Genomic DNA, 18,275 nt, shown 5'->3' with positions numbered 1-18,275 from the left:
CGTTAATAGAGATTGGGCACCTGGCCGTTGAGGCGTTTGTCTCGTTCCTTATTCAGCCTTGTTGCGGTAACACACATCAGGAGAGAGGAATGAAAACAATTGGCTTGCTGGGAGGAATGAGTTGGGAATCCACTATTCCTTATTATCGTCTGATTAATGAAGGTATTAAACAGCGGCTTGGTGGGCTTCACTCTGCGCAAGTGCTGCTACATAGCGTCGATTTTCATGAAATAGAAGAGTGCCAGCGTCGCGGCGAGTGGGACAAAACCGGGGATATTCTGGCTGAGGCGGCGCTTGGCTTACAGCGGGCGGGCGCAGAAGGCATTGTGTTATGTACCAATACGATGCACAAAGTGGCGGATGCCATTGAGTCTCGTTGCTCTCTGCCTTTCTTACATATAGCGGATGCCACTGGACGTGCAATTATCCGGGCTGGGATGACTCGTGTGGCGCTGCTGGGTACGCGTTACACCATGGAACAGGATTTTTATCGCGGGCGGCTGACGGAACAATTTTCCATCAACTGTCTCATTCCTGAAGCGGATGAACGGACGAAAATTAATCAGATTATTTTTGAAGAACTGTGTCTGGGGCAATTTACCGAAGCGTCACGCACTTATTATGCGCAAGTGATTGCTCGCCTTGCAGAACAGGGCGCACAGGGTGTCATTTTTGGCTGTACGGAAATTGGTTTACTGGTGCCAGACGAGCGCAGTGTTCTGCCTGTGTTTGATACCGCGGCGATCCATGCCGAGGATGCTGTCGCTTTTATGCTGTCGTAGCTGACGACAAAATAGCGTCAAGAGAAGTGACCAGTTTCGGTAATCCCGCTTGTAAATGCTCACTAAACGCCTGAACCAGCGCTGATGACGGGCGGTGCAGGGGGCGGATCAGGCTGACGGTGAACGGAACCGCAATACTGAACCGCCGCACTACTAAACCGCTTGCCGCATAATCCAGTGCGGTGAGCGGGTTAACCACCGAAACACCTACCCCCGCCCGTACCATTGCGCAGACTGACGCGGCGCTGTGGGTTTCTACGATCATGCGTCGTTTAACCTGATTCTCAGTAAACAATTGATCCAGCAACTGGCGATAGCTGTCAGTACGGGAAAGGCTGATGTAGTTCTCACCCTGAAAATCATCCGGCGTTAATACCTTTTTTACCGCCAGCGGATGGCCCGGAGGTAACACACACACTTCATCTAAAGAGAGTAATTCGGTACGTTCTGTTCCCGCAGGCGTATGGAGCGTTTCAGTGAGTCCTAAATCATGACGCTGGGCCGAGAGCCACTCTTCAAGTAGCGGTGATTCCTGGGGCACGATGTTTAAGCTGACATCGGGATAACGTGCCAGAAAGGGTTGCAGGAGCTGCGGTAAAAAAGATTGCGAAAAGACCGGCAGGCAGGCAATAGACAGTTCTCCCTGGCGAAACTCGCGCAGACTTTCTGCGGCACTGACAATGCGATCCAGTCCGTACCAGGATCGTTGCACTTCTTCAAACAGACGCAGTCCTTGCACGGTAGGATGTAATCGTCCACGTATGCGCTCAAACAATTTCAGCCCGATCACCTTCTCAAAGCGCGCCAGTTCGCGGCTGACGGTTGGCTGTGAGGTGTGTAGCAGGTGTGCCGCCTCAGTCAGGCTTCCGGCGGTCATTACCGCATGAAAAATTTCAATATGACGTAAGTTAACGGCGGCCATGAGCGCTCTCTCGCAATCCGGTAATCCATATCATTTTTGCATAGACTCGACATAAATCGATATTTTTTATTCTTTTTATGATGTGGCGTAATCATAAAAAAGCACTTATCTGGAGTTTGTTATGCCACATTCACTGTTCAGCACCGATACCGACCTCACCGCCGAAAATCTGCTGCGTTTGCCCGCAGAATTTGGCTGCCCGGTGTGGGTCTACGATGCGCAAATTATTCGTCGGCAGATTGCAGCGCTGAAACAGTTTGATGTGGTGCGCTTTGCACAGAAAGCCTGTTCCAATATTCATATTTTGCGCTTAATGCGTGAGCAGGGCGTAAAAGTGGATTCCGTCTCGTTAGGCGAAATAGAGCGTGCACTGGCGGCGGGATACAATCCGCAAACGCATCCCGATGACATTGTTTTTACGGCAGATGTTATCGATCAGGCGACGATTGAATGCGTCAGTGAATTGCAAATTCCGGTGAATGCGGGTTCTGTTGATATGCTCGACCAACTGGGTCAGGTTTCGCCAGGGCATCGGGTATGGCTGCGTGTTAATCCGGGGTTTGGTCACGGGCATAGCCAAAAAACCAATACCGGTGGCGAAAACAGCAAGCACGGTATCTGGTACACCGATCTGCCCGCCGCACTGGACGTGATACAACGTCATCATTTGCAGCTGGTCGGCATTCACATGCACATTGGTTCTGGCGTTGATTATGCCCATCTGGAACAGGTATGTGGTGCTATGGTGCGTCAGGTCCTCGAATTCGGTCAGGATTTACAGGCTATTTCTGCGGGCGGTGGCCTTTCTATTCCTTATCAACAGGGTGAAGAGGCGGTTGATACCGAACATTATTATGGTCTGTGGAATGCCGCGCGTGAGCAAATCGCCCGCCATTTGGGCCATCCTGTGAAACTGGAAATTGAACCGGGTCGCTTTCTGGTAGCGCAGGCTGGCGTATTAATTACTCAAGTGCGGAGCGTCAAACAAATGGGTAGCCGCCACTTTGTGCTGGTTGATGCCGGGTTCAACGATCTGATGCGCCCGGCAATGTACGGTAGTTACCACCATATCAGTGCCCTGGCATCTGATGGTCGTTCTCTGGAACACGCACCAACGGTGGAAACCGTCGTCGCCGGGCCGTTATGTGAATCGGGCGATGTCTTTACCCAGCAGGAAGGGGGAAATGTTGAAACCCGCGCCTTGCCGGAAGTGAAGGCGGGTGATTATCTGGTACTGCATGATACGGGGGCATATGGCGCATCAATGTCATCCAACTACAACAGCCGTCCGCTGTTACCAGAAGTTCTGTTTGATAATGGTCAGGCGCGGTTGATTCGCCGTCGCCAGACCATTGAAGAATTACTGGCGCTGGAATTGCTTTAACTGCGGTTAGTCGCTGGTTGCATGATGACTTGCCTCCAGCGACGGAGTTGACACTGAATGGCGACGTACCAGCGTCGGACTAAAGACATTAGTGATTTCCGGGAGAGGGCGATTATCAGCCAGCGCCAAAGCCAGTTCGGCAGCCTGGGTCGCCATCGTCACGATTGGGTAACGCACGGTGGTCAGACGCGGGCGCACATAGCGTGACACCAGCACATCATCAAAGCCAATTAACGAAATCTCACCCGGTACTTCAATACCATTATCATTGAGAACGCCCATCGCACCCGCCGCCATTGAATCGTTATAACAGGCTACCGCAGTGAAATTCCTTCCGCGTCCCAAAAGCTCGGTCATTGCTTGCTCGCCGCCGCTTTCGTCCGGTTCGCCAAACGTCACCAGCCGATCATTGGCCGGAATACCACTTTCAGCGAGGGCATCGTAATAACCCTGCAGACGATCTTCGGCGTCAGAAATAGAGTGATTAGAGCACAAATAACCAATGCGGGTATGACCTTGTTGAATTAGATGACGCGTTGCCAGCCAGGCACCGTAACGGTCGTCCAGAGCAATACAACGGTTTTCAAAGCCAGGCAGGATGCGATTGATCAGCACCATACCGGGCATTTGTTTCATTAATGAGGCTAAGTCGGCATCCGGGATCATTTTGGCATGGACGACCAGCGCAGCGCAGCGATGGCGGATCAGTTGCTCAATGGCCTGACGCTCTTTTTGCTCGTTGTGGTAACCGTTGCCAATCAATAAAAAATTACCAGTGTGATAAGCCACCTGTTCGACCGCTTTCACCATTGCACCGAAAAACGGATCGGAAACATCACCAACGACCAGACCGACCGTTTCAGTGGTCTGTTGCGCCAGCGCACGGGCGTTGGCGTTCGGGTGATAATTAAGAGACTCCATTGCACTATGCACAGCCAGCCGGGAGGCTTCGCTGGCTTTGGGTGAATTATTAATGACGCGGGAAACGGTGGCGACTGAAACGCCTGCCAGTCGGGCTACATCCTTTATGGTCGCCATGAAAATACCTTAGTGGGTAAACGCTTACATTCTGTCAGTGTTACGGAAAATACCTGTTGGTTCAAGTGGCGACGTGTTTTCATCGTGGGAATGTGAGCCAAACGCAAATAAATAAGACAAAAAAAGAGATTGCAAACCTTTGGTTACACTTTGCGAAACGCTGTTGCGATTGACCGCTGGTGGCGTTTGGCTTCAGGTTGCTAAAGTGGTGATCCCAGAGGTATTGATAGGTGAAGTCAACTTCGGGTTGAGCACATGAATTACACCAGCCTGCGCAGATGCGCAGGTTTTTTTTTGCCGGTCATCAATCTGTAACAGTAACCGACAATTTACACACCTCGTTGCATTTCCCTTCATTCCTTTGCGTTTTCTCGCTGGCGAAGAGTCGTCGTGCAGACCACAATCAAGATCCCAGAGGTATTGATTGGTGAGATTATTCGGTACGCTCTTCGTACCCTGTCTCTTGCACCAACCTGCGCGGATGCGCAGGTTTTTTTTCGCACCTAATTTACTGTCGCTCGCGTTCTTTATCTCGTGTAATCTCCCTCCATTCGCTTTTACTGAATCAGAGCAAAGGGAGTTGGAATGCTTTTTAGCTTTTTTCGAAATTTGTGCCGTGTTTTGTATCGCGTTCGCGTTACGGGTGACACCAAGGCACTGAAGGGCGAGCGCGTTCTAATTACGCCTAATCACGTTTCTTTTATTGATGGCATACTGCTGGCATTGTTTTTACCCGTACGTCCGGTATTTGCCGTTTACACCTCAATAAGCCAACAGTGGTATATGCGTTGGCTGAAATCATTTATCGACTTTGTTCCTCTCGACCCGACGCAACCTATGGCGATTAAACATCTGGTACGTCTGGTGGAACAGGGCCGACCAGTGGTGATTTTCCCTGAAGGACGCATCACCACCACTGGCTCGCTGATGAAAATCTACGATGGCGCGGGATTTGTCGCGGCGAAGTCTGGTGCAACGGTTATTCCTGTGCGTATTGAAGGGGCGGAACTTACGCACTTCAGCCGCCTGAAAGGTCTGGTTAAACGTCGCTTGTTTCCGCAAATTACTCTGCATATTTTGCCACCAACGCAGGTGGAGATGCCGGATGCGCCGCGTGCCCGTGACCGTCGCAAAATCGCTGGTGAAATGCTGCATCAAATAATGATGGAAGCGCGTATGGCGGTGCGCCCGCGTGAAACGCTGTACGAATCTTTACTGAGCGCAATGTACCGCTTCGGAGCCGGGAAGAAATGTGTCGAAGACGTTAACTTTACCCCGGACTCCTATCGCAAATTGCTTACGAAAACGCTGTTTGTTGGACGCATCCTTGAAAAATACAGTGTTGAAGGCGAACGCATCGGCTTAATGCTGCCCAATGCAGGCATCAGTGCGGCAGTGATTTTTGGGGCCATCGCCCGTCGTCGCATTCCTGCAATGATGAACTACACCGCTGGGGTAAAAGGGCTGACCAGCGCCATTACGGCAGCTGAAATCAAAACCATCTTCACTTCCCGTCAGTTTCTCGATAAAGGCAAACTCTGGCATCTGCCGGAGCAACTTACTCAGGTGCGCTGGGTCTATTTGGAAGATTTAAAAGCAGATGTCACCACTGCTGACAAAATATGGATCTTTGCCCATCTGTTGATGCCGCGTCTGGCCCAGGTAAAACAACAGCCAGAAGAAGAGGCGCTTATCCTCTTTACCTCCGGCTCTGAAGGCCATCCAAAAGGCGTGGTCCATAGCCATAAAAGCATTCTGGCGAACGTCGAGCAAATTAAAACGATTGCCGACTTCACTACCAACGATCGCTTTATGTCGGCGTTACCGCTGTTTCACTCCTTTGGTTTGACAGTAGGCCTGTTTACGCCACTGCTCACAGGCGCAGAAGTGTTTCTTTATCCAAGCCCGCTGCATTACCGCATTGTGCCGGAGTTGGTGTATGACCGCAGTTGCACCGTGTTGTTCGGTACCTCGACTTTCCTCGGTCACTACGCGCGCTTTGCCAACCCGTATGACTTCTATCGTCTACGCTATGTGGTGGCAGGCGCAGAGAAATTGCAAGAAAGTACCAAACAGCTTTGGCAGGATAAATTTGGCCTGCGCATCCTTGAAGGTTACGGTGTGACCGAGTGCGCGCCAGTCGTTTCCATCAACGTACCGATGGCGGCGAAACCTGGTACGGTAGGGCGTATTCTACCAGGAATGGATGCGCGCCTGTTGGCGGTTCCTGGTATCGAAGAGGGCGGACGCCTGCAACTGAAAGGACCGAACATAATGAACGGCTATCTGCGGGTGGAGAAGCCTGGCGTACTCGAGGTGCCTACCGCCGAGAATGTTCGCGGCGAAATGGAGCGCGGTTGGTATGACACTGGCGATATTGTGCGTTTTGACGAGCAGGGTTTTGTGCAGATTCAGGGCCGCGCAAAACGCTTTGCCAAAATTGCAGGCGAAATGGTGTCGCTGGAAATGGTGGAACAACTGGCACTTGGTGTTTCGCCAGATAAAGTCCATGCCACTGCGATTAAGAGCGATGCCAGCAAAGGCGAGGCGCTGGTGCTTTTCACCACAGATAACGAACTGACGCGCGATAAGTTGCAACAGTACGCCCGCGAGCACGGCGTGCCGGAGCTTGCTGTACCGCGCGATATTCGCTATCTGAAACAGATGCCATTGTTGGGTAGCGGCAAACCTGACTTCGTCACGTTGAAAAGCTGGGTAGACGAAGCGGAACAACACGATGAGTGAGTCAGTGCACACTAACACTTCGTTGTGGTCGAAGGGGATGAAAGCGGTTATCGTGGCGCAGTTTCTCTCTGCGTTTGGCGATAACGCGCTGCTGTTTGCCACTCTGGCGTTACTGAAAGCGCAGTTCTATCCGGAGTGGAGCCAGCCCATTCTGCAAATGGTGTTTGTAGGTGCTTACATTCTTTTTGCGCCGTTTGTCGGGCAGGTGGCAGATAGCTTCGCCAAAGGTCGGGTGATGATGTTTGCCAACGGCCTGAAGCTGCTGGGCGCAGCCAGTATCTGCTTTGGCATCAATCCGTTTCTCGGCTATACGCTGGTGGGTGTTGGTGCGGCAGCCTATTCCCCGGCGAAATACGGTATTCTCGGCGAATTAACCACGGGTAGTAAGTTAGTAAAAGCTAACGGTTTAATGGAAGCCTCTACCATTGCGGCGATTTTGCTCGGTTCCGTAGCCGGTGGTGTACTGGCTGACTGGCATGTCCTGGTCGCCCTGGCCGCATGCGCACTGGCCTACGGTGGTGCGGTCGTTGCCAATATCTACATTCCTAAACTGGCGGCGGCGCGTCCGGGGCAGTCCTGGAATCTCATCAGCATGACCCGCAGTTTCCTGAATGCCTGCACATCGCTATGGCGCAATGGTGAAACGCGTTTTTCGTTGGTGGGTACCAGTTTATTCTGGGGAGCGGGTGTCACGCTGCGTTTCCTGTTGGTGCTGTGGGTACCGGTGGCGCTGGGTATTACCGATAACGCTACGCCCACCTATCTCAACGCGATGGTAGCGATTGGTATCGTGGTTGGCGCAGGTGCGGCAGCGAAGTTAGTTACGCTGGAAACCGTGTCACGCTGTATGCCTGCCGGGATTTTGATTGGCGTGGTGGTACTGATTTTCTCCCTGCAACACGAGCTGCTGCCAGCCTATGCCTTGTTGATGCTGATTGGCGTGCTGGGAGGCTTTTTTGTCGTTCCGCTCAATGCGTTGCTACAGGAGCGGGGTAAAAAAAGCGTCGGGGCGGGGAATGCGATTGCAGTACAAAACCTTGGCGAAAACAGCGCCATGTTGTTGATGCTGGGCATTTACTCGCTGGCGGTAATGGTAGGCATCCCGGTCGTGCCCATTGGCATTGGCTTCGGTGCGCTATTTGCGCTGGCAATAACGGCGCTGTGGATCTGGCAGCGCCGTCATTAAGCTTTCACCAGATGGCATATTCAGCCATCTGGTGAAGATCACATTCCCGAAGGGTGCATACCTTTCGGATACTTCACGCTGTATGAGAATGGCAGACTCACGTTCTCTTTGCCTGACAGTTTCAGCGTCCAGGACAGTTCACCGGTTTTCGCATCAAACTGTGCCTGGCCATATTGCATTTTTTCCACCGTAATATCACTGTTAGCACTGACTGGGATCTGGTCGAGTAGAGTGATATCCACCGCTTCGCCGTAGCTGTTCTTTACATTGAGGGTGTAACTGAAGTTGCGTACCGCGCTGTCGTTAAAGATAGATAACGCATTCTCTTTTTTGAGTACGGCTTTACGCTGAATAATCAGCTTAGGATCGCGGTTAAGCTGAATATCCAGCGACTTACCATCTTCTGGCGGCTGCAAATAGCCCACGCCGGTACGGTTGTTACCAAAGAAGATCTGACTTTCGCCGGGGATTAAATTTAACTGTTCCCACTCTTTAATTTGCACCTGGAGATACGCGTCATTACTGAGCTTCGGAATAGCAAAGAAGCGATATTTACCGCTGACCGACTCTTCCTTAATGACCACCGTGCGCGCGGTATTATCGCTGTCGATTTGCCACGGCAGCGAAAGCGCATAGCGGACATTTTGCGCAGTGAAACTTTCTGGTCGAGCCGAAGCTGGCACTGCCTGTTCGGCATACTTGCGCCCGGCTTGTCGCTCCCTTGTTTTTTGCATCTCTGCCTTCAGGGTTTTCTGCAATTCTGAGGCATCCTGGTTAGACGAATATTCCGAACGCTGTTCCATCACGGGTGATGCTGAAAGCGAGCCGCTTACACCACCATACTCCGGAACATCCACATACAGGGTTTCCAGGTGTGGCAACGTAAGATGAGTATCAGGTTCACTGGTCGAGAGCACGAGATTAACGCCTTTCCAGGGCAACCCCGTATACTGGCGAATATTAGCCTTGTAAACCAGACGCAGCGGCTGGTTTATGGCAGTGGCGTGAATATCATAGATCGGCGTCCAGGTAGCATCAGGGGTCATATAACGTACCACCGCTTTCGCTGTGACGGCTTTTGGGGCATAGACCTTAGCGATAATAACCTGCGGATCATTGGCTGCCACCGAATCGCCGTTACTCATGCTCTCGCGTTGCTCCAGCTTTTCAATTTCAAGCTGGTTATCAGCAAGTTTCTGCGTCAACTCATTGTCGACTTGTAATAACTCACCATTTTTCTCTTTCACCATTTGCAGATACTTGCCAACTTCGGCGGCACTTTTATTGGTTAATGTGCTATTTGCCTCTAATACCTTAATTTGAGCCGCGATATTGTTTTTCTCGGCGGTCAGTTTTGCCTGTTCCACCTTTGCTGCTTTTAACTGTTGCTGAATATCTGACGGCAGCGCATTCGGCTGTATTTCCGTTAGCGCGATACGTGAGGAAAGCACCGTCACTCCGTTATCGATAGAAATGGCGATGCTGTCGTCGGTTACTGAATTGGCGATATTAGTAAAGATAATTTCGCTTTCACCTGCCGGTAAGTTGAGTATCTCTTCACCTTGTAGGCTGGCACCATGCAGATAAACAGTGACGTCTTTGAGTGTTAGCGGTTGAGTTAACTGCGCCCCCCAGGCGGAGGGCAGGCACCCGGTAAGCAACATGGCGAGGGGAATAGGTTTGAAAATCAACATGGTTATCCTTAACAATGGGCACAGACATTGAAACGCGCGCTGGCGTTGACCAAAAGAGACTATTGCGCTTTGTCAGGAAAGATGTGGCGAAAAGTAGTGAATATATTCTGAAAAGTGGGGAAAAGAGACGCCTGGTGCAAAACACCAGGCGAAAGGATCACGGTGCCGGATAAGTATAAACCTGATGCACCGCTTCAATTTCAGCTAATACGTCTTCGCTTAACTCCAGATGCAAACTTTCGACGTTAGTTTTCAGCTGCTCCATCGTGGTTGCGCCCAGCAGAGTGCTGGCAACAAACGGTTGACGGCGTACAAAAGCGAGCGCCATCTGAGCAGGATCCAGGCCATGACGTCTGGCGATATCGACATACGCCGCGACGGCTTTTTGCGTTTGCTCACCGCTATAGCGAGTGAAGCGGCTAAAGAGCGTATTACGTGCGCCAGCAGGTTTTGCACCGTTGAGGTATTTCCCGGTCAGCGTGCCGAAACCCAGACACGAATAGGCCAGCAGCTCGACCCCTTCATACTGGCTGACTTCTGCCAGACCCACTTCAAAACTGCGGTTTAACAGACTGTAGGGGTTCTGAATGGTGACAATACGCGGCAGATCGTGTTTGTCCGCCAGATGCAGGTAGCGCATTACGCCAAATGCAGTTTCGTTCGACACGCCGATATAACGAATTTTTCCCGCGCGTTGGTACTCTGCCAGTGCGTCCAGCGTATCCAGCAGCGAAACCGCAGGGGCAGAATCTGTCCAGCTATAACCGAGTTTGCCGAAGCAGTTGGTTGGGCGCTGCGGCCAGTGCACCTGATAAAGATCGAGGTAATCAGTCTGCAGGCGCTTGAGGCTGTCATGCAGAGCTTCGCGGATATTCTTCCGATCCAGCGCCTGATCCGGGCGGATGCCCTTGTCATTATTGCGCGACGGTCCGCTCACTTTGGAAGCGATAATTAACTTTTCGCGGCTGCCATGTTTTGCCAGCCAGTTACCGACGTAGGTTTCGGTTAACCCTTGCGTTTCGGGGCGCGGCGGCACTGGGTACATTTCGGCAACGTCGATAAGGTTAATGCCCTGAGCGACGGCATAGTCGAGTTGTGCGTGGGCGTCGGCTTCGCTGTTCTGTTCACCAAACGTCATCGTGCCAAGCCCCAGCGTGCTGACTTCCAGCGAACTGTGGGGTATACGGTGATATTGCATAGCCGTTTCCTTTTTATAATCACGACATAAGGAATATAAAAATGGCAGAGGGAAGGGAAAAGGGAAAGCGAAAAATCTTAAGGCCAGCCGGATGCTGACCTTATTTTTTAACGTTCAATAATTTGCGAAACATCATCACGGTTAATTTGCATCGCGTTACCTTGCTGATCGTGATAACTCACCAGCCCGGTATCATCATCAATTTCAGGTTTTCCATCGGTCAAAATCATACGGCCATCTTTGGTCGCCATGACGTAATCACTGGAACACCCGGAAACAGCAAACGCCAGTCCGACTGCAGAAATTATTACTGCCCATTTTTTCATCCGGTTATCCTCATTTGGCCCACCTATGATAATAGTCTTTTTATAAACCGACGTTATATATCTTGAAAGCAGGAAAATCTTAAACTGTGAGGGTAACAGGAGTGAGTACGCTCTCCTGCAGGAGAGCGTACGGAGTATCAGAGCGGATTCTTTTTGTTGCGAATCAGGTTGAGGCTTTCAACCGCAATAGAGAAGAACATCGCGAAGTAGATGTAACCTTTCGGTACGTGGATGTCGAAACTTTCCAGAATCAGGGTAAAGCCCACCAGAATCAGGAAAGAGAGCGCCAGCATTTTTACCGAAGGATGGCGTTCGACAAAATCACCAATCGAGCGCGCGGCAAACATCATCACGCCTACGGCAATCACCACGGCTGCCATCATAATAAACAGGTGATCTGACAGACCCACAGCGGTAATCACCGAGTCGAGGCTGAAGATAATATCCAGCAGCATAATTTGCACGATAGCGCCGAGGAATGATGAAACGCGTGTTTTCAGCCCTTCTTCTTCACCTTCGATGGATTCGTGGATTTCCTTGCTGGCTTTCCAGATAAGGAACAAGCCACCCAGAAGCAGAATCAAATCACGGGCGGAAATTTCCTGGCTGAATATTGTAAAAAGCGGATTTGTCAGGCGCGTAACCCAGGCGATTGATGCCAGCAGCGCCAGACGCATAACCATGGCTCCCGCCAACCCCAGACGCCGCGCATGAGCACGTTGTGCTGTGGGGAGCTTTGCCACCACCAGAGAAAGAAAAATAATATTGTCGATCCCAAGAACGATCTCCAGCAGCGTCAGCGTACCGAGCGCAAGCCAGGCGTTAGGATCGGTTATCCATGCAAATAACATCTAAAAAGCCCTGCCAAAAAAATGAAGCGGTAATTATATGCCCGGAAAGCGGCAGGTCAAAGCGATGGCTACTGGATCAGAAAATGACGGGCCAGCAGCGCACTGGTGAAATTCTTCTTCAAATAAAAGCCACGCGGCAGCGTCAAAATCCGTTCGCCCCGGGCACCAATGGCTTCGGTAAGCGCTTTCGCATTCGCTGCTTTCGGGCGTATCTGTAAATACTCCCCGTGACGAGCGGTGATCCGCTCAACCTGACCGAGAACAATCATATCCATTAATTCTTCCCAGTCTTCGCGCAGTTGCCGGTCTTCCTCTTCATTCGGGCTCCATAGCAATGGTGATCCTACGCGACGCTGCGCCAGCGGGATGCTACGTTCGCCTTCAACCGGTATCCACAGCACGCGTTTGAGCTTGTGGCGCACGTGGCTGGTTTCCCAGGTCACTCCACTATTGCCCGTTAATGGGGCAACACAAACGAATGTTGTTTCCAGCGGACGCCCAAGACTATCCACAGGAATAGTTTTAAGTTCCACACCCAGAGCAGCAAAATCTTGTTCTGGTTTACTCCCTGCACTGGCACCTAGCCAGATCTCCAGCAACACGCCGATCCAGCCTTTATCGCGTTTTAAATTCTCCGGCGTCACCAGCCCAGCAAGTGCCGCCAGTTCACCCAGTGTATAACCGGAAAGTTGCTGTGCTTGCGCTAACAACTGTGCTTCTGTTTCGGGAGGAGAAAGCAGTGGGCGAGGTTGGGACATGTCATGATACCTTGGTTAAAAAACAAACAGCTGTTCTTTGCCGAATATTCGCAGTGTAACTTTTTCCACATGCGTTATTCAATTCTATGATTTATATTGCTTTTTAGATTGTCGGTAATCGAGTTGCGCAACACTGCAACGGGTTTTCCAAATCTGGTCACTGAAAATAAACAGGATCTTACACCATGTTATCCACAGAAAGCTGGGATAACTGTGAAAAACCTCCACTACTGTTTCCATTTACAGCCTTGACGTGCGACGAAACTCCAGTTTTTAGTGGTTCAGTGCTTAACTTAGTGGCACATTCTGTGGATAAATACGGCGTTGGTTGATCTTTCGCCAACCTGTAAATGAGAGGTGTGACCTGGGTCACGAATTACTCCTTTTTATTACTTAAATTACATGTAATGCATTGACTAGTAATGATTATTTTAAAGTGTCGATATCAGGCTTATTCAGAATGCTCCGGGTTTTCCCGTAGTAATTCCGTAGTTCTTCACAACTCTATCCACAGAAAAGGTGAATAAAAACGGCTATCCACCCCTTCCTCTGTTTATAACTCTGCACATAACTGTGAGTTATTCAATTGTTATTAGTGTGTAATGCCCTGCAGAGAGTGGTTTACCGTCTTCATGGAGTATGAAACAATCATTCGTATATAAAGCTTTATTTTGAGGTAGTCCGGTGATTGATGACGATGGCTACCGCCCAAACGTAGGTATCGTGATTTGTAATCGCCAGGGGCAGGTAATGTGGGCCCGGCGATTTGGTCAGCACTCCTGGCAATTTCCGCAAGGCGGAATCAACCCCGGAGAATCCGCAGAGCAGGCGATGTACCGTGAATTGTTTGAAGAAGTAGGATTAAGCCGCAAAGACGTTCGAATCCTTGCTTCAACGCGTAACTGGTTGCGCTACAAATTACCGAAACGTTTGGTGCGTTGGGACACGAAGCCGGTTTGTATCGGCCAAAAACAAAAATGGTTTCTCTTGCAGCTGGTGAGCGGCGATGCAGAAATCAATATGCAAACCAGCAGTACACCAGAGTTTGATGGCTGGAGATGGGTAAGTTACTGGTATCCGGTCAGACAGGTGGTGTCATTTAAACGTGATGTCTACCGTAGGGTAATGAAAGAGTTCGCGAGTGTTGTGATGGCGCTGCAGGATAATACGCCAAAACCACAAAACGCATCTGCTTATCGACGTAAAAGAGGTTAAGTCACGCCAATTATGCTCACTCGCCTGCGCGAAATAGTCGAAAAGGTAGCCAGCGCACCACGCCTGAATGAGGCGTTAAATATTCTGGTTACCGACATCTGTCTTGCGATGGATACCGAGGTCTGTTCGGTCTACCTGGCCGATCATGACCGACGTTGTTACTACCTGATGGCGACCCGGGGGCTGAAAAAACCACGCGGTCGCACTGTAACGCTTGCGTTTGATGAAGGGATCGTCGGCCTGGTTGGCAGGCTGGCGGAACCGATAAACCTTGCAGATGCGCAAAAGCACCCCAGCTTCAAATACATCCCCTCCGTAAAAGAAGAACGTTTCCGCGCGTTTTTAGGCGTACCAATTATTCAACGTCGCCAGTTGCTTGGTGTACTGGTGGTACAGCAACGAGAGTTGCGCCAGTATGACGAAAGTGAAGAATCCTTCCTGGTGACGCTTGCCACCCAGATGGCAGCGATTCTTTCTCAGTCGCAGTTGACTGCCTTGTTTGGGCAATATCGCCAGACGCGAATCCGTGCATTACCGGCAGCGCCTGGTGTGGCGATTGCCGAAGGCTGGCAGGATGCCACGTTACCTTTAATGGAACAGGTGTATCAGGCATCAACGCTGGATCCGGCTCTGGAACGCGAACGACTGACCGGGGCGCTGGAAGAAGCGGCAAACGAGTTTCGCCGCTACAGCAAACGCTTTGCCGCCGGTGCACAAAAAGAAACGGCGGCTATTTTCGATCTTTACTCGCACCTGCTTTCGGACACCCGGCTGCGTCGCGAATTGTTTGCCGAGGTTGATAAAGGCTCGGTGGCAGAGTGGGCGGTAAAAACGGTCATTGAAAAATTTGCCGAACAGTTTGCCGCGCTAAGCGATAACTATCTCAAAGAGCGGGCTGGCGATTTACGTGCGCTGGGTCAGCGATTGCTGTTTCATCTTGATGACGCTAATCAAGGGCCGAACGCCTGGCCGGAACGTTTCATTCTGGTGGCAGATGAACTGTCAGCGACAACGCTTGCTGAGCTGCCCCAGGATCGCTTAGTCGGTGTTGTCGTGCGAGATGGCGCAGCCAACTCCCATGCTGCGATCATGGTACGTGCGCTGGGGATCCCTACCGTAATGGGCGCGGATATTCAGCCTTCGGTGCTGCATCGTCGGACGTTGATCGTCGATGGTTATCGCGGTGAATTGCTGGTCGATCCGGAGCCGGTACTGCTGCAAGAATATCAGCGGCTAATTAGTGAAGAGATTGAGCTTAGCCGTCTGGCGGAAGATGACGTCAATTTACCCGCCCAGTTAAAAAGCGGCGAGCGCATTAAAGTCATGCTCAATGCCGGTTTAAGCCCGGAACATGAACAAAAACTGGGCAGCCGTATTGATGGCATAGGACTTTATCGCACTGAAATCCCATTCATGTTGCAAAGTGGTTTTCCGTCGGAAGAAGAACAGGTGGCGCAGTATCAGGGGATGCTGCAAATGTTCAATGATAAACCCGTCACCTTGCGTACGCTGGATGTCGGAGCAGATAAGCAGCTGCCTTACATGCCGATCAGCGAAGAGAATCCATGCCTGGGTTGGCGTGGGATTCGCATTACGCTCGATCAGCCGGAGATCTTCTTGATTCAGGTGCGGGCGATGCTGCGTGCTAATGCCGCTACGGGCAACCTGAATATTCTGTTGCCGATGGTCACCAGCCTCGATGAAGTTGACGAAGCACGCCGCCTGATTGAACGTGCCGGACGTGAAGTCGAGGAGATGATCGGTTACGAAATTCCCAAACCACGTATCGGCATCATGCTTGAAGTGCCGTCAATGGTATTTATGCTGCCGCATCTGGCAAAGCGGGTCGATTTTATCTCTGTTGGCACCAACGATCTGACTCAATACATCCTGGCCGTTGATCGCAACAATACCCGGGTGGCGAACATTTATGACAGTCTTCATCCTGCAATGTTACGAGCTCTGGCGATGATCGCTCGGGAAGCGGAAATACATGGTATCGATCTCCGTTTGTGCGGTGAAATGGCGGGCGATCCCATGTGCGTGGCAATCCTCATTGGGCTTGGGTATCGCCATCTGTCTATGAACGGACGTTCTGTAGCGCGCGTAAAATACCTGCTGCGGCGCATTGATTATGCCGAAGCAGAAAACCTTGCGCAGCGTAGTCTGGAAGCGCAACTGGCGACCGAAGTTCGCCATCAGGTTGCAGCCTTTATGGAGCGTCGCGGCATGGGCGGGTTGATTCGCGGAGGGTTATAGCGCGGATCATATACATATCTTTTAACGGTATCCGGCAACCAGCCAGGTCCCCTTGTGCTATTATTCGCACCTTTGGAGCGCCTGAAACCTGCGGCGCGCATTTCAATCGCTGTTCTCTTTCAGCGAAATAACAAGAAATTGTGGTGACAGATGACCAGTAGCTATCTGCATTTTCCGGAGTTTGATCCGGTCATTTTCTCAATAGGACCCGTAGCGCTTCACTGGTACGGCCTGATGTATCTGGTGGGTTTCATTTTTGCAATGTGGCTGGCAACACGTCGGGCGAATCGTCCGGGCAGCGGCTGGACCAAAAATGAAGTTGAAAACTTACTCTATGCGGGCTTCCTCGGCGTCTTCCTCGGTGGACGTATTGGTTATGTTCTGTTCTACAACTTCCCGCAGTTTATGGCCGATCCGCTGTATCTTTTCCGTGTCTGGGACGGCGGCATGTCCTTCCACGGCGGCCTGATTGGCGTTATCGTGGTGATGATTATCTTCGCCCGCCGTACTAAACGTTCCTTCTTCCAGGTTTCTGATTTTATCGCACCACTCATTCCGTTTGGTCTTGGTGCCGGGCGTCTGGGCAACTTTATTAACGGTGAATTGTGGGGCCGCGTTGACCCGAACTTCCCGTTTGCCATGCTGTTCCCCGGCTCCCGTACAGAAGATATTTTGCTGCTGCAAACCAACCCGCAGTGGCAATCCATTTTCGACACTTACGGTGTGCTGCCGCGCCACCCATCACAGCTTTACGAGCTGCTGCTGGAAGGTGTGGTGCTGTTTATTATCCTCAACCTGTATATTCGTAAACCGCGCCCAATGGGAGCTGTCTCAGGTTTGTTCCTGATTGGCTACGGCGCGTTTCGCATCATTGTTGAGTTTTTCCGCCAGCCCGACGCGCAGTTTACCGGTGCCTGGGTGCAGTACATCAGCATGGGACAAATTCTTTCCATCCCGATGATTGTCGCGGGTGTGATCATGATGGTCTGGGCATATCGTCGCAGCCCACAGCAACACGTTTCCTGAGGAACCATGAAACAGTATTTAGAACTGATGCAAAAAGTGCTCGACGAAGGCACACAGAAAAACGACCGTACCGGAACCGGAACGCTTTCCATTTTTGGTCATCAGATGCGTTTTAACCTGCAGGATGGATTCCCGCTGGTGACAACCAAACGTTGCCACCTGCGTTCCATCATCCACGAACTGCTGTGGTTCTTGCAGGGCGACACTAACATTGCTTATCTACACGAAAACAATGTCACCATCTGGGACGAATGGGCCGATGAAAATGGCGACCTCGGTCCGGTGTATGGTAAACAGTGGCGTGCCTGGCCAACGCCAGATGGTCGTCATATTGACCAGATCACTACGGTACTGAACCAGCTGAAAAACGACCCGGATTCCCGCCGCATTATTGTTTCAGCGTGGAACGTTGGTGAACTGGATAAAATGGCGCTGGCACCGTGCCATGCATTCTTCCAGTTCTATGTGGCAGACGGCAAACTCTCTTGCCAGCTTTATCAGCGCTCCTGTGACGTCTTCCTCGGCCTGCCATTTAACATTGCCAGCTATGCGTTACTGGTACATATGATGGCGCAGCAGTGCGATCTGGAAGTGGGTGATTTTGTCTGGACCGGTGGCGACACGCACCTGTACAGCAATCATATGGATCAAACTCATCTGCAATTAAGCCGTGAACCGCGCCCGCTGCCGAAGTTGATTATCAAACGTAAACCCGAATCCATCTTCGACTACCGTTTCGAAGACTTTGAGATTGAAGGATACGATCCACATCCGGGCATTAAAGCGCCGGTGGCTATCTAATTACGAAACATCCTGCCAGAGCCGACGCCAGTGTGCGTCGGTTTTTTTGTGCACAGAAAACCCCCAGCTAGGCTGGGGGTTCCGGAAAGC

Annotated in this window: 16 protein-coding genes; 9 read left to right on the top strand and 7 right to left on the bottom strand. The window is 51.2% G+C overall.

What is annotated here, in order from left to right; all coding sequences use genetic code 11:
- Positions 1 to 89 precede the first annotated feature (89 nt).
- A complete protein-coding gene (gene ygeA / locus AACU19_RS16195) occupies positions 90 to 782 on the top strand; it encodes an amino acid racemase (protein WP_105267239.1) in 693 nt (230 codons plus the stop codon).
- On the opposite strand, the gene lysR is transcribed toward ygeA, so the two are convergent.
- Positions 769 to 1,704 carry a DNA-binding transcriptional regulator LysR gene (gene lysR, locus AACU19_RS16190; RefSeq protein WP_039020555.1) on the bottom strand — a complete coding sequence of 312 codons (936 nt, stop codon included), beginning with the start codon at positions 1,702 to 1,704 and terminating at the stop codon, positions 769 to 771. The two genes, ygeA and lysR, sit on opposite strands and share 14 nt — an antisense overlap.
- A 121-nt stretch (positions 1,705 to 1,825) precedes the next feature.
- Here lysR and lysA point away from each other — a divergent pair, with 121 nt between their 5' ends.
- Positions 1,826 to 3,088, top strand: coding sequence for a diaminopimelate decarboxylase (lysA, locus tag AACU19_RS16185; RefSeq protein WP_105267240.1), 1,263 nt, complete (start codon positions 1,826 to 1,828; stop codon positions 3,086 to 3,088).
- Between the two features lie 6 nt (positions 3,089 to 3,094).
- Here lysA and galR read toward each other — a convergent pair whose 3' ends face one another.
- A complete protein-coding gene (galR, locus tag AACU19_RS16180; RefSeq protein ID WP_000201034.1) occupies positions 3,095 to 4,126 on the bottom strand; it encodes an HTH-type transcriptional regulator GalR in 1,032 nt (343 codons plus the stop codon).
- Positions 4,127 to 4,711: 585 nt separating this feature from the next.
- Here galR and aas point away from each other — a divergent pair.
- On the top strand, positions 4,712 to 6,871 hold the full coding sequence (gene aas / locus AACU19_RS16175; RefSeq protein ID WP_105278282.1) for a bifunctional acyl-ACP--phospholipid O-acyltransferase/long-chain-fatty-acid--ACP ligase: 2,160 nt from the start codon (positions 4,712 to 4,714) through the stop codon (positions 6,869 to 6,871).
- Positions 6,864 to 8,057 (top strand): lysophospholipid transporter LplT, encoded by a 1,194-nt coding sequence (gene lplT, locus AACU19_RS16170; RefSeq protein ID WP_000004624.1) that lies wholly within the window; start codon positions 6,864 to 6,866, stop codon positions 8,055 to 8,057. Before aas ends, lplT begins: the two co-directional genes overlap by 8 nt.
- Before the next feature lie 38 nt (positions 8,058 to 8,095).
- Here lplT and AACU19_RS16165 read toward each other — a convergent pair whose 3' ends face one another.
- From AACU19_RS16165 to mutH, 5 genes are all read right to left on the bottom strand, one after another.
- On the bottom strand, positions 8,096 to 9,751 hold the full coding sequence (locus AACU19_RS16165) for a DUF4139 domain-containing protein (RefSeq protein WP_105278281.1): 1,656 nt from the start codon (positions 9,749 to 9,751) through the stop codon (positions 8,096 to 8,098).
- A gap of 157 nt (positions 9,752 to 9,908) precedes the next feature.
- Positions 9,909 to 10,949, bottom strand: a complete 1,041-nt coding sequence (locus AACU19_RS16160) for an NADP(H)-dependent aldo-keto reductase (RefSeq protein WP_001199299.1) — start codon at positions 10,947 to 10,949, stop codon at positions 9,909 to 9,911.
- 107 nt (positions 10,950 to 11,056) lie between these two features.
- Positions 11,057 to 11,275 (bottom strand): lipoprotein YgdR, encoded by a 219-nt coding sequence (gene ygdR, locus AACU19_RS16155; RefSeq protein WP_000758655.1) that lies wholly within the window; start codon positions 11,273 to 11,275, stop codon positions 11,057 to 11,059.
- Positions 11,276 to 11,412: 137 nt separating this feature from the next.
- Complete coding sequence (locus AACU19_RS16150) at positions 11,413 to 12,126, bottom strand: TerC family protein (RefSeq protein ID WP_000895624.1); 714 nt, start codon at positions 12,124 to 12,126, stop codon at positions 11,413 to 11,415.
- A gap of 68 nt (positions 12,127 to 12,194) precedes the next feature.
- Positions 12,195 to 12,884, bottom strand: a complete 690-nt coding sequence (gene mutH / locus AACU19_RS16145) for a DNA mismatch repair endonuclease MutH (protein ID WP_000082180.1) — start codon at positions 12,882 to 12,884, stop codon at positions 12,195 to 12,197.
- 185 nt (positions 12,885 to 13,069) lie between these two features.
- Here mutH and ygdT point away from each other — a divergent pair, with 185 nt between their 5' ends.
- The 5 genes from ygdT to thyA all read left to right on the top strand — a co-directional run bounded on the left by ygdT (position 13,070) and on the right by thyA (position 18,185).
- A complete protein-coding gene (gene ygdT / locus AACU19_RS16140) occupies positions 13,070 to 13,216 on the top strand; it encodes a protein YgdT (RefSeq protein WP_269218580.1) in 147 nt (48 codons plus the stop codon).
- A 352-nt stretch (positions 13,217 to 13,568) separates the two neighbouring features.
- Positions 13,569 to 14,099 carry an RNA pyrophosphohydrolase gene (gene rppH, locus AACU19_RS16135; RefSeq protein ID WP_000564486.1) on the top strand — a complete coding sequence of 177 codons (531 nt, stop codon included), beginning with the start codon at positions 13,569 to 13,571 and terminating at the stop codon, positions 14,097 to 14,099.
- Positions 14,100 to 14,111: 12 nt separating this feature from the next.
- On the top strand, positions 14,112 to 16,358 hold the full coding sequence (gene ptsP / locus AACU19_RS16130; protein ID WP_000957918.1) for a phosphoenolpyruvate--protein phosphotransferase: 2,247 nt from the start codon (positions 14,112 to 14,114) through the stop codon (positions 16,356 to 16,358).
- Positions 16,359 to 16,508: 150 nt separating this feature from the next.
- A complete protein-coding gene (gene lgt / locus AACU19_RS16125; RefSeq protein WP_000204658.1) occupies positions 16,509 to 17,384 on the top strand; it encodes a prolipoprotein diacylglyceryl transferase in 876 nt (291 codons plus the stop codon).
- Positions 17,385 to 17,390: 6 nt separating this feature from the next.
- Positions 17,391 to 18,185 carry a thymidylate synthase gene (gene thyA, locus AACU19_RS16120; protein WP_000816232.1) on the top strand — a complete coding sequence of 265 codons (795 nt, stop codon included), beginning with the start codon at positions 17,391 to 17,393 and terminating at the stop codon, positions 18,183 to 18,185.
- The last annotated feature ends 90 nt before the right edge of the window (positions 18,186 to 18,275 follow it).

Source organism: Escherichia sp. MOD1-EC4550 (genome assembly GCF_963876935.1).
Taxonomy (GTDB): Bacteria; Pseudomonadota; Gammaproteobacteria; order Enterobacterales; family Enterobacteriaceae; genus Escherichia; species Escherichia coli_F.
This window is presented reverse-complemented; position numbering and strand designations above follow the sequence as displayed.

What these genes read in the sequence shown, in the direction of transcription:
- AACU19_RS16160 (WP_001199299.1), bottom strand. Translation starts at nt 10,949, where the DNA reads ATGCAATATCACCGTATACCCCACAGTTCGCTGGAAGTCAGCACGCTG.
- mutH (WP_000082180.1), bottom strand. Translation starts at nt 12,884, where the DNA reads ATGTCCCAACCTCGCCCACTGCTTTCTCCTCCCGAAACAGAAGCACAG.
- galR (WP_000201034.1), bottom strand. Translation starts at nt 4,126, where the DNA reads ATGGCGACCATAAAGGATGTAGCCCGACTGGCAGGCGTTTCAGTCGCC.
- AACU19_RS16165 (WP_105278281.1), bottom strand. Translation starts at nt 9,751, where the DNA reads ATGTTGATTTTCAAACCTATTCCCCTCGCCATGTTGCTTACCGGGTGC.
- lplT (WP_000004624.1), top strand. Translation starts at nt 6,864, where the DNA reads ATGAGTGAGTCAGTGCACACTAACACTTCGTTGTGGTCGAAGGGGATG.
- thyA (WP_000816232.1), top strand. Translation starts at nt 17,391, where the DNA reads ATGAAACAGTATTTAGAACTGATGCAAAAAGTGCTCGACGAAGGCACA.
- ptsP (WP_000957918.1), top strand. Translation starts at nt 14,112, where the DNA reads ATGCTCACTCGCCTGCGCGAAATAGTCGAAAAGGTAGCCAGCGCACCA.
- aas (WP_105278282.1), top strand. Translation starts at nt 4,712, where the DNA reads ATGCTTTTTAGCTTTTTTCGAAATTTGTGCCGTGTTTTGTATCGCGTT.
- ygdR (WP_000758655.1), bottom strand. Translation starts at nt 11,275, where the DNA reads ATGAAAAAATGGGCAGTAATAATTTCTGCAGTCGGACTGGCGTTTGCT.
- lysA (WP_105267240.1), top strand. Translation starts at nt 1,826, where the DNA reads ATGCCACATTCACTGTTCAGCACCGATACCGACCTCACCGCCGAAAAT.
- lgt (WP_000204658.1), top strand. Translation starts at nt 16,509, where the DNA reads ATGACCAGTAGCTATCTGCATTTTCCGGAGTTTGATCCGGTCATTTTC.
- AACU19_RS16150 (WP_000895624.1), bottom strand. Translation starts at nt 12,126, where the DNA reads ATGTTATTTGCATGGATAACCGATCCTAACGCCTGGCTTGCGCTCGGT.
- ygdT (WP_269218580.1), top strand. Translation starts at nt 13,070, where the DNA reads ATGTTATCCACAGAAAGCTGGGATAACTGTGAAAAACCTCCACTACTG.
- lysR (WP_039020555.1), bottom strand. Translation starts at nt 1,704, where the DNA reads ATGGCCGCCGTTAACTTACGTCATATTGAAATTTTTCATGCGGTAATG.
- ygeA (WP_105267239.1), top strand. Translation starts at nt 90, where the DNA reads ATGAAAACAATTGGCTTGCTGGGAGGAATGAGTTGGGAATCCACTATT.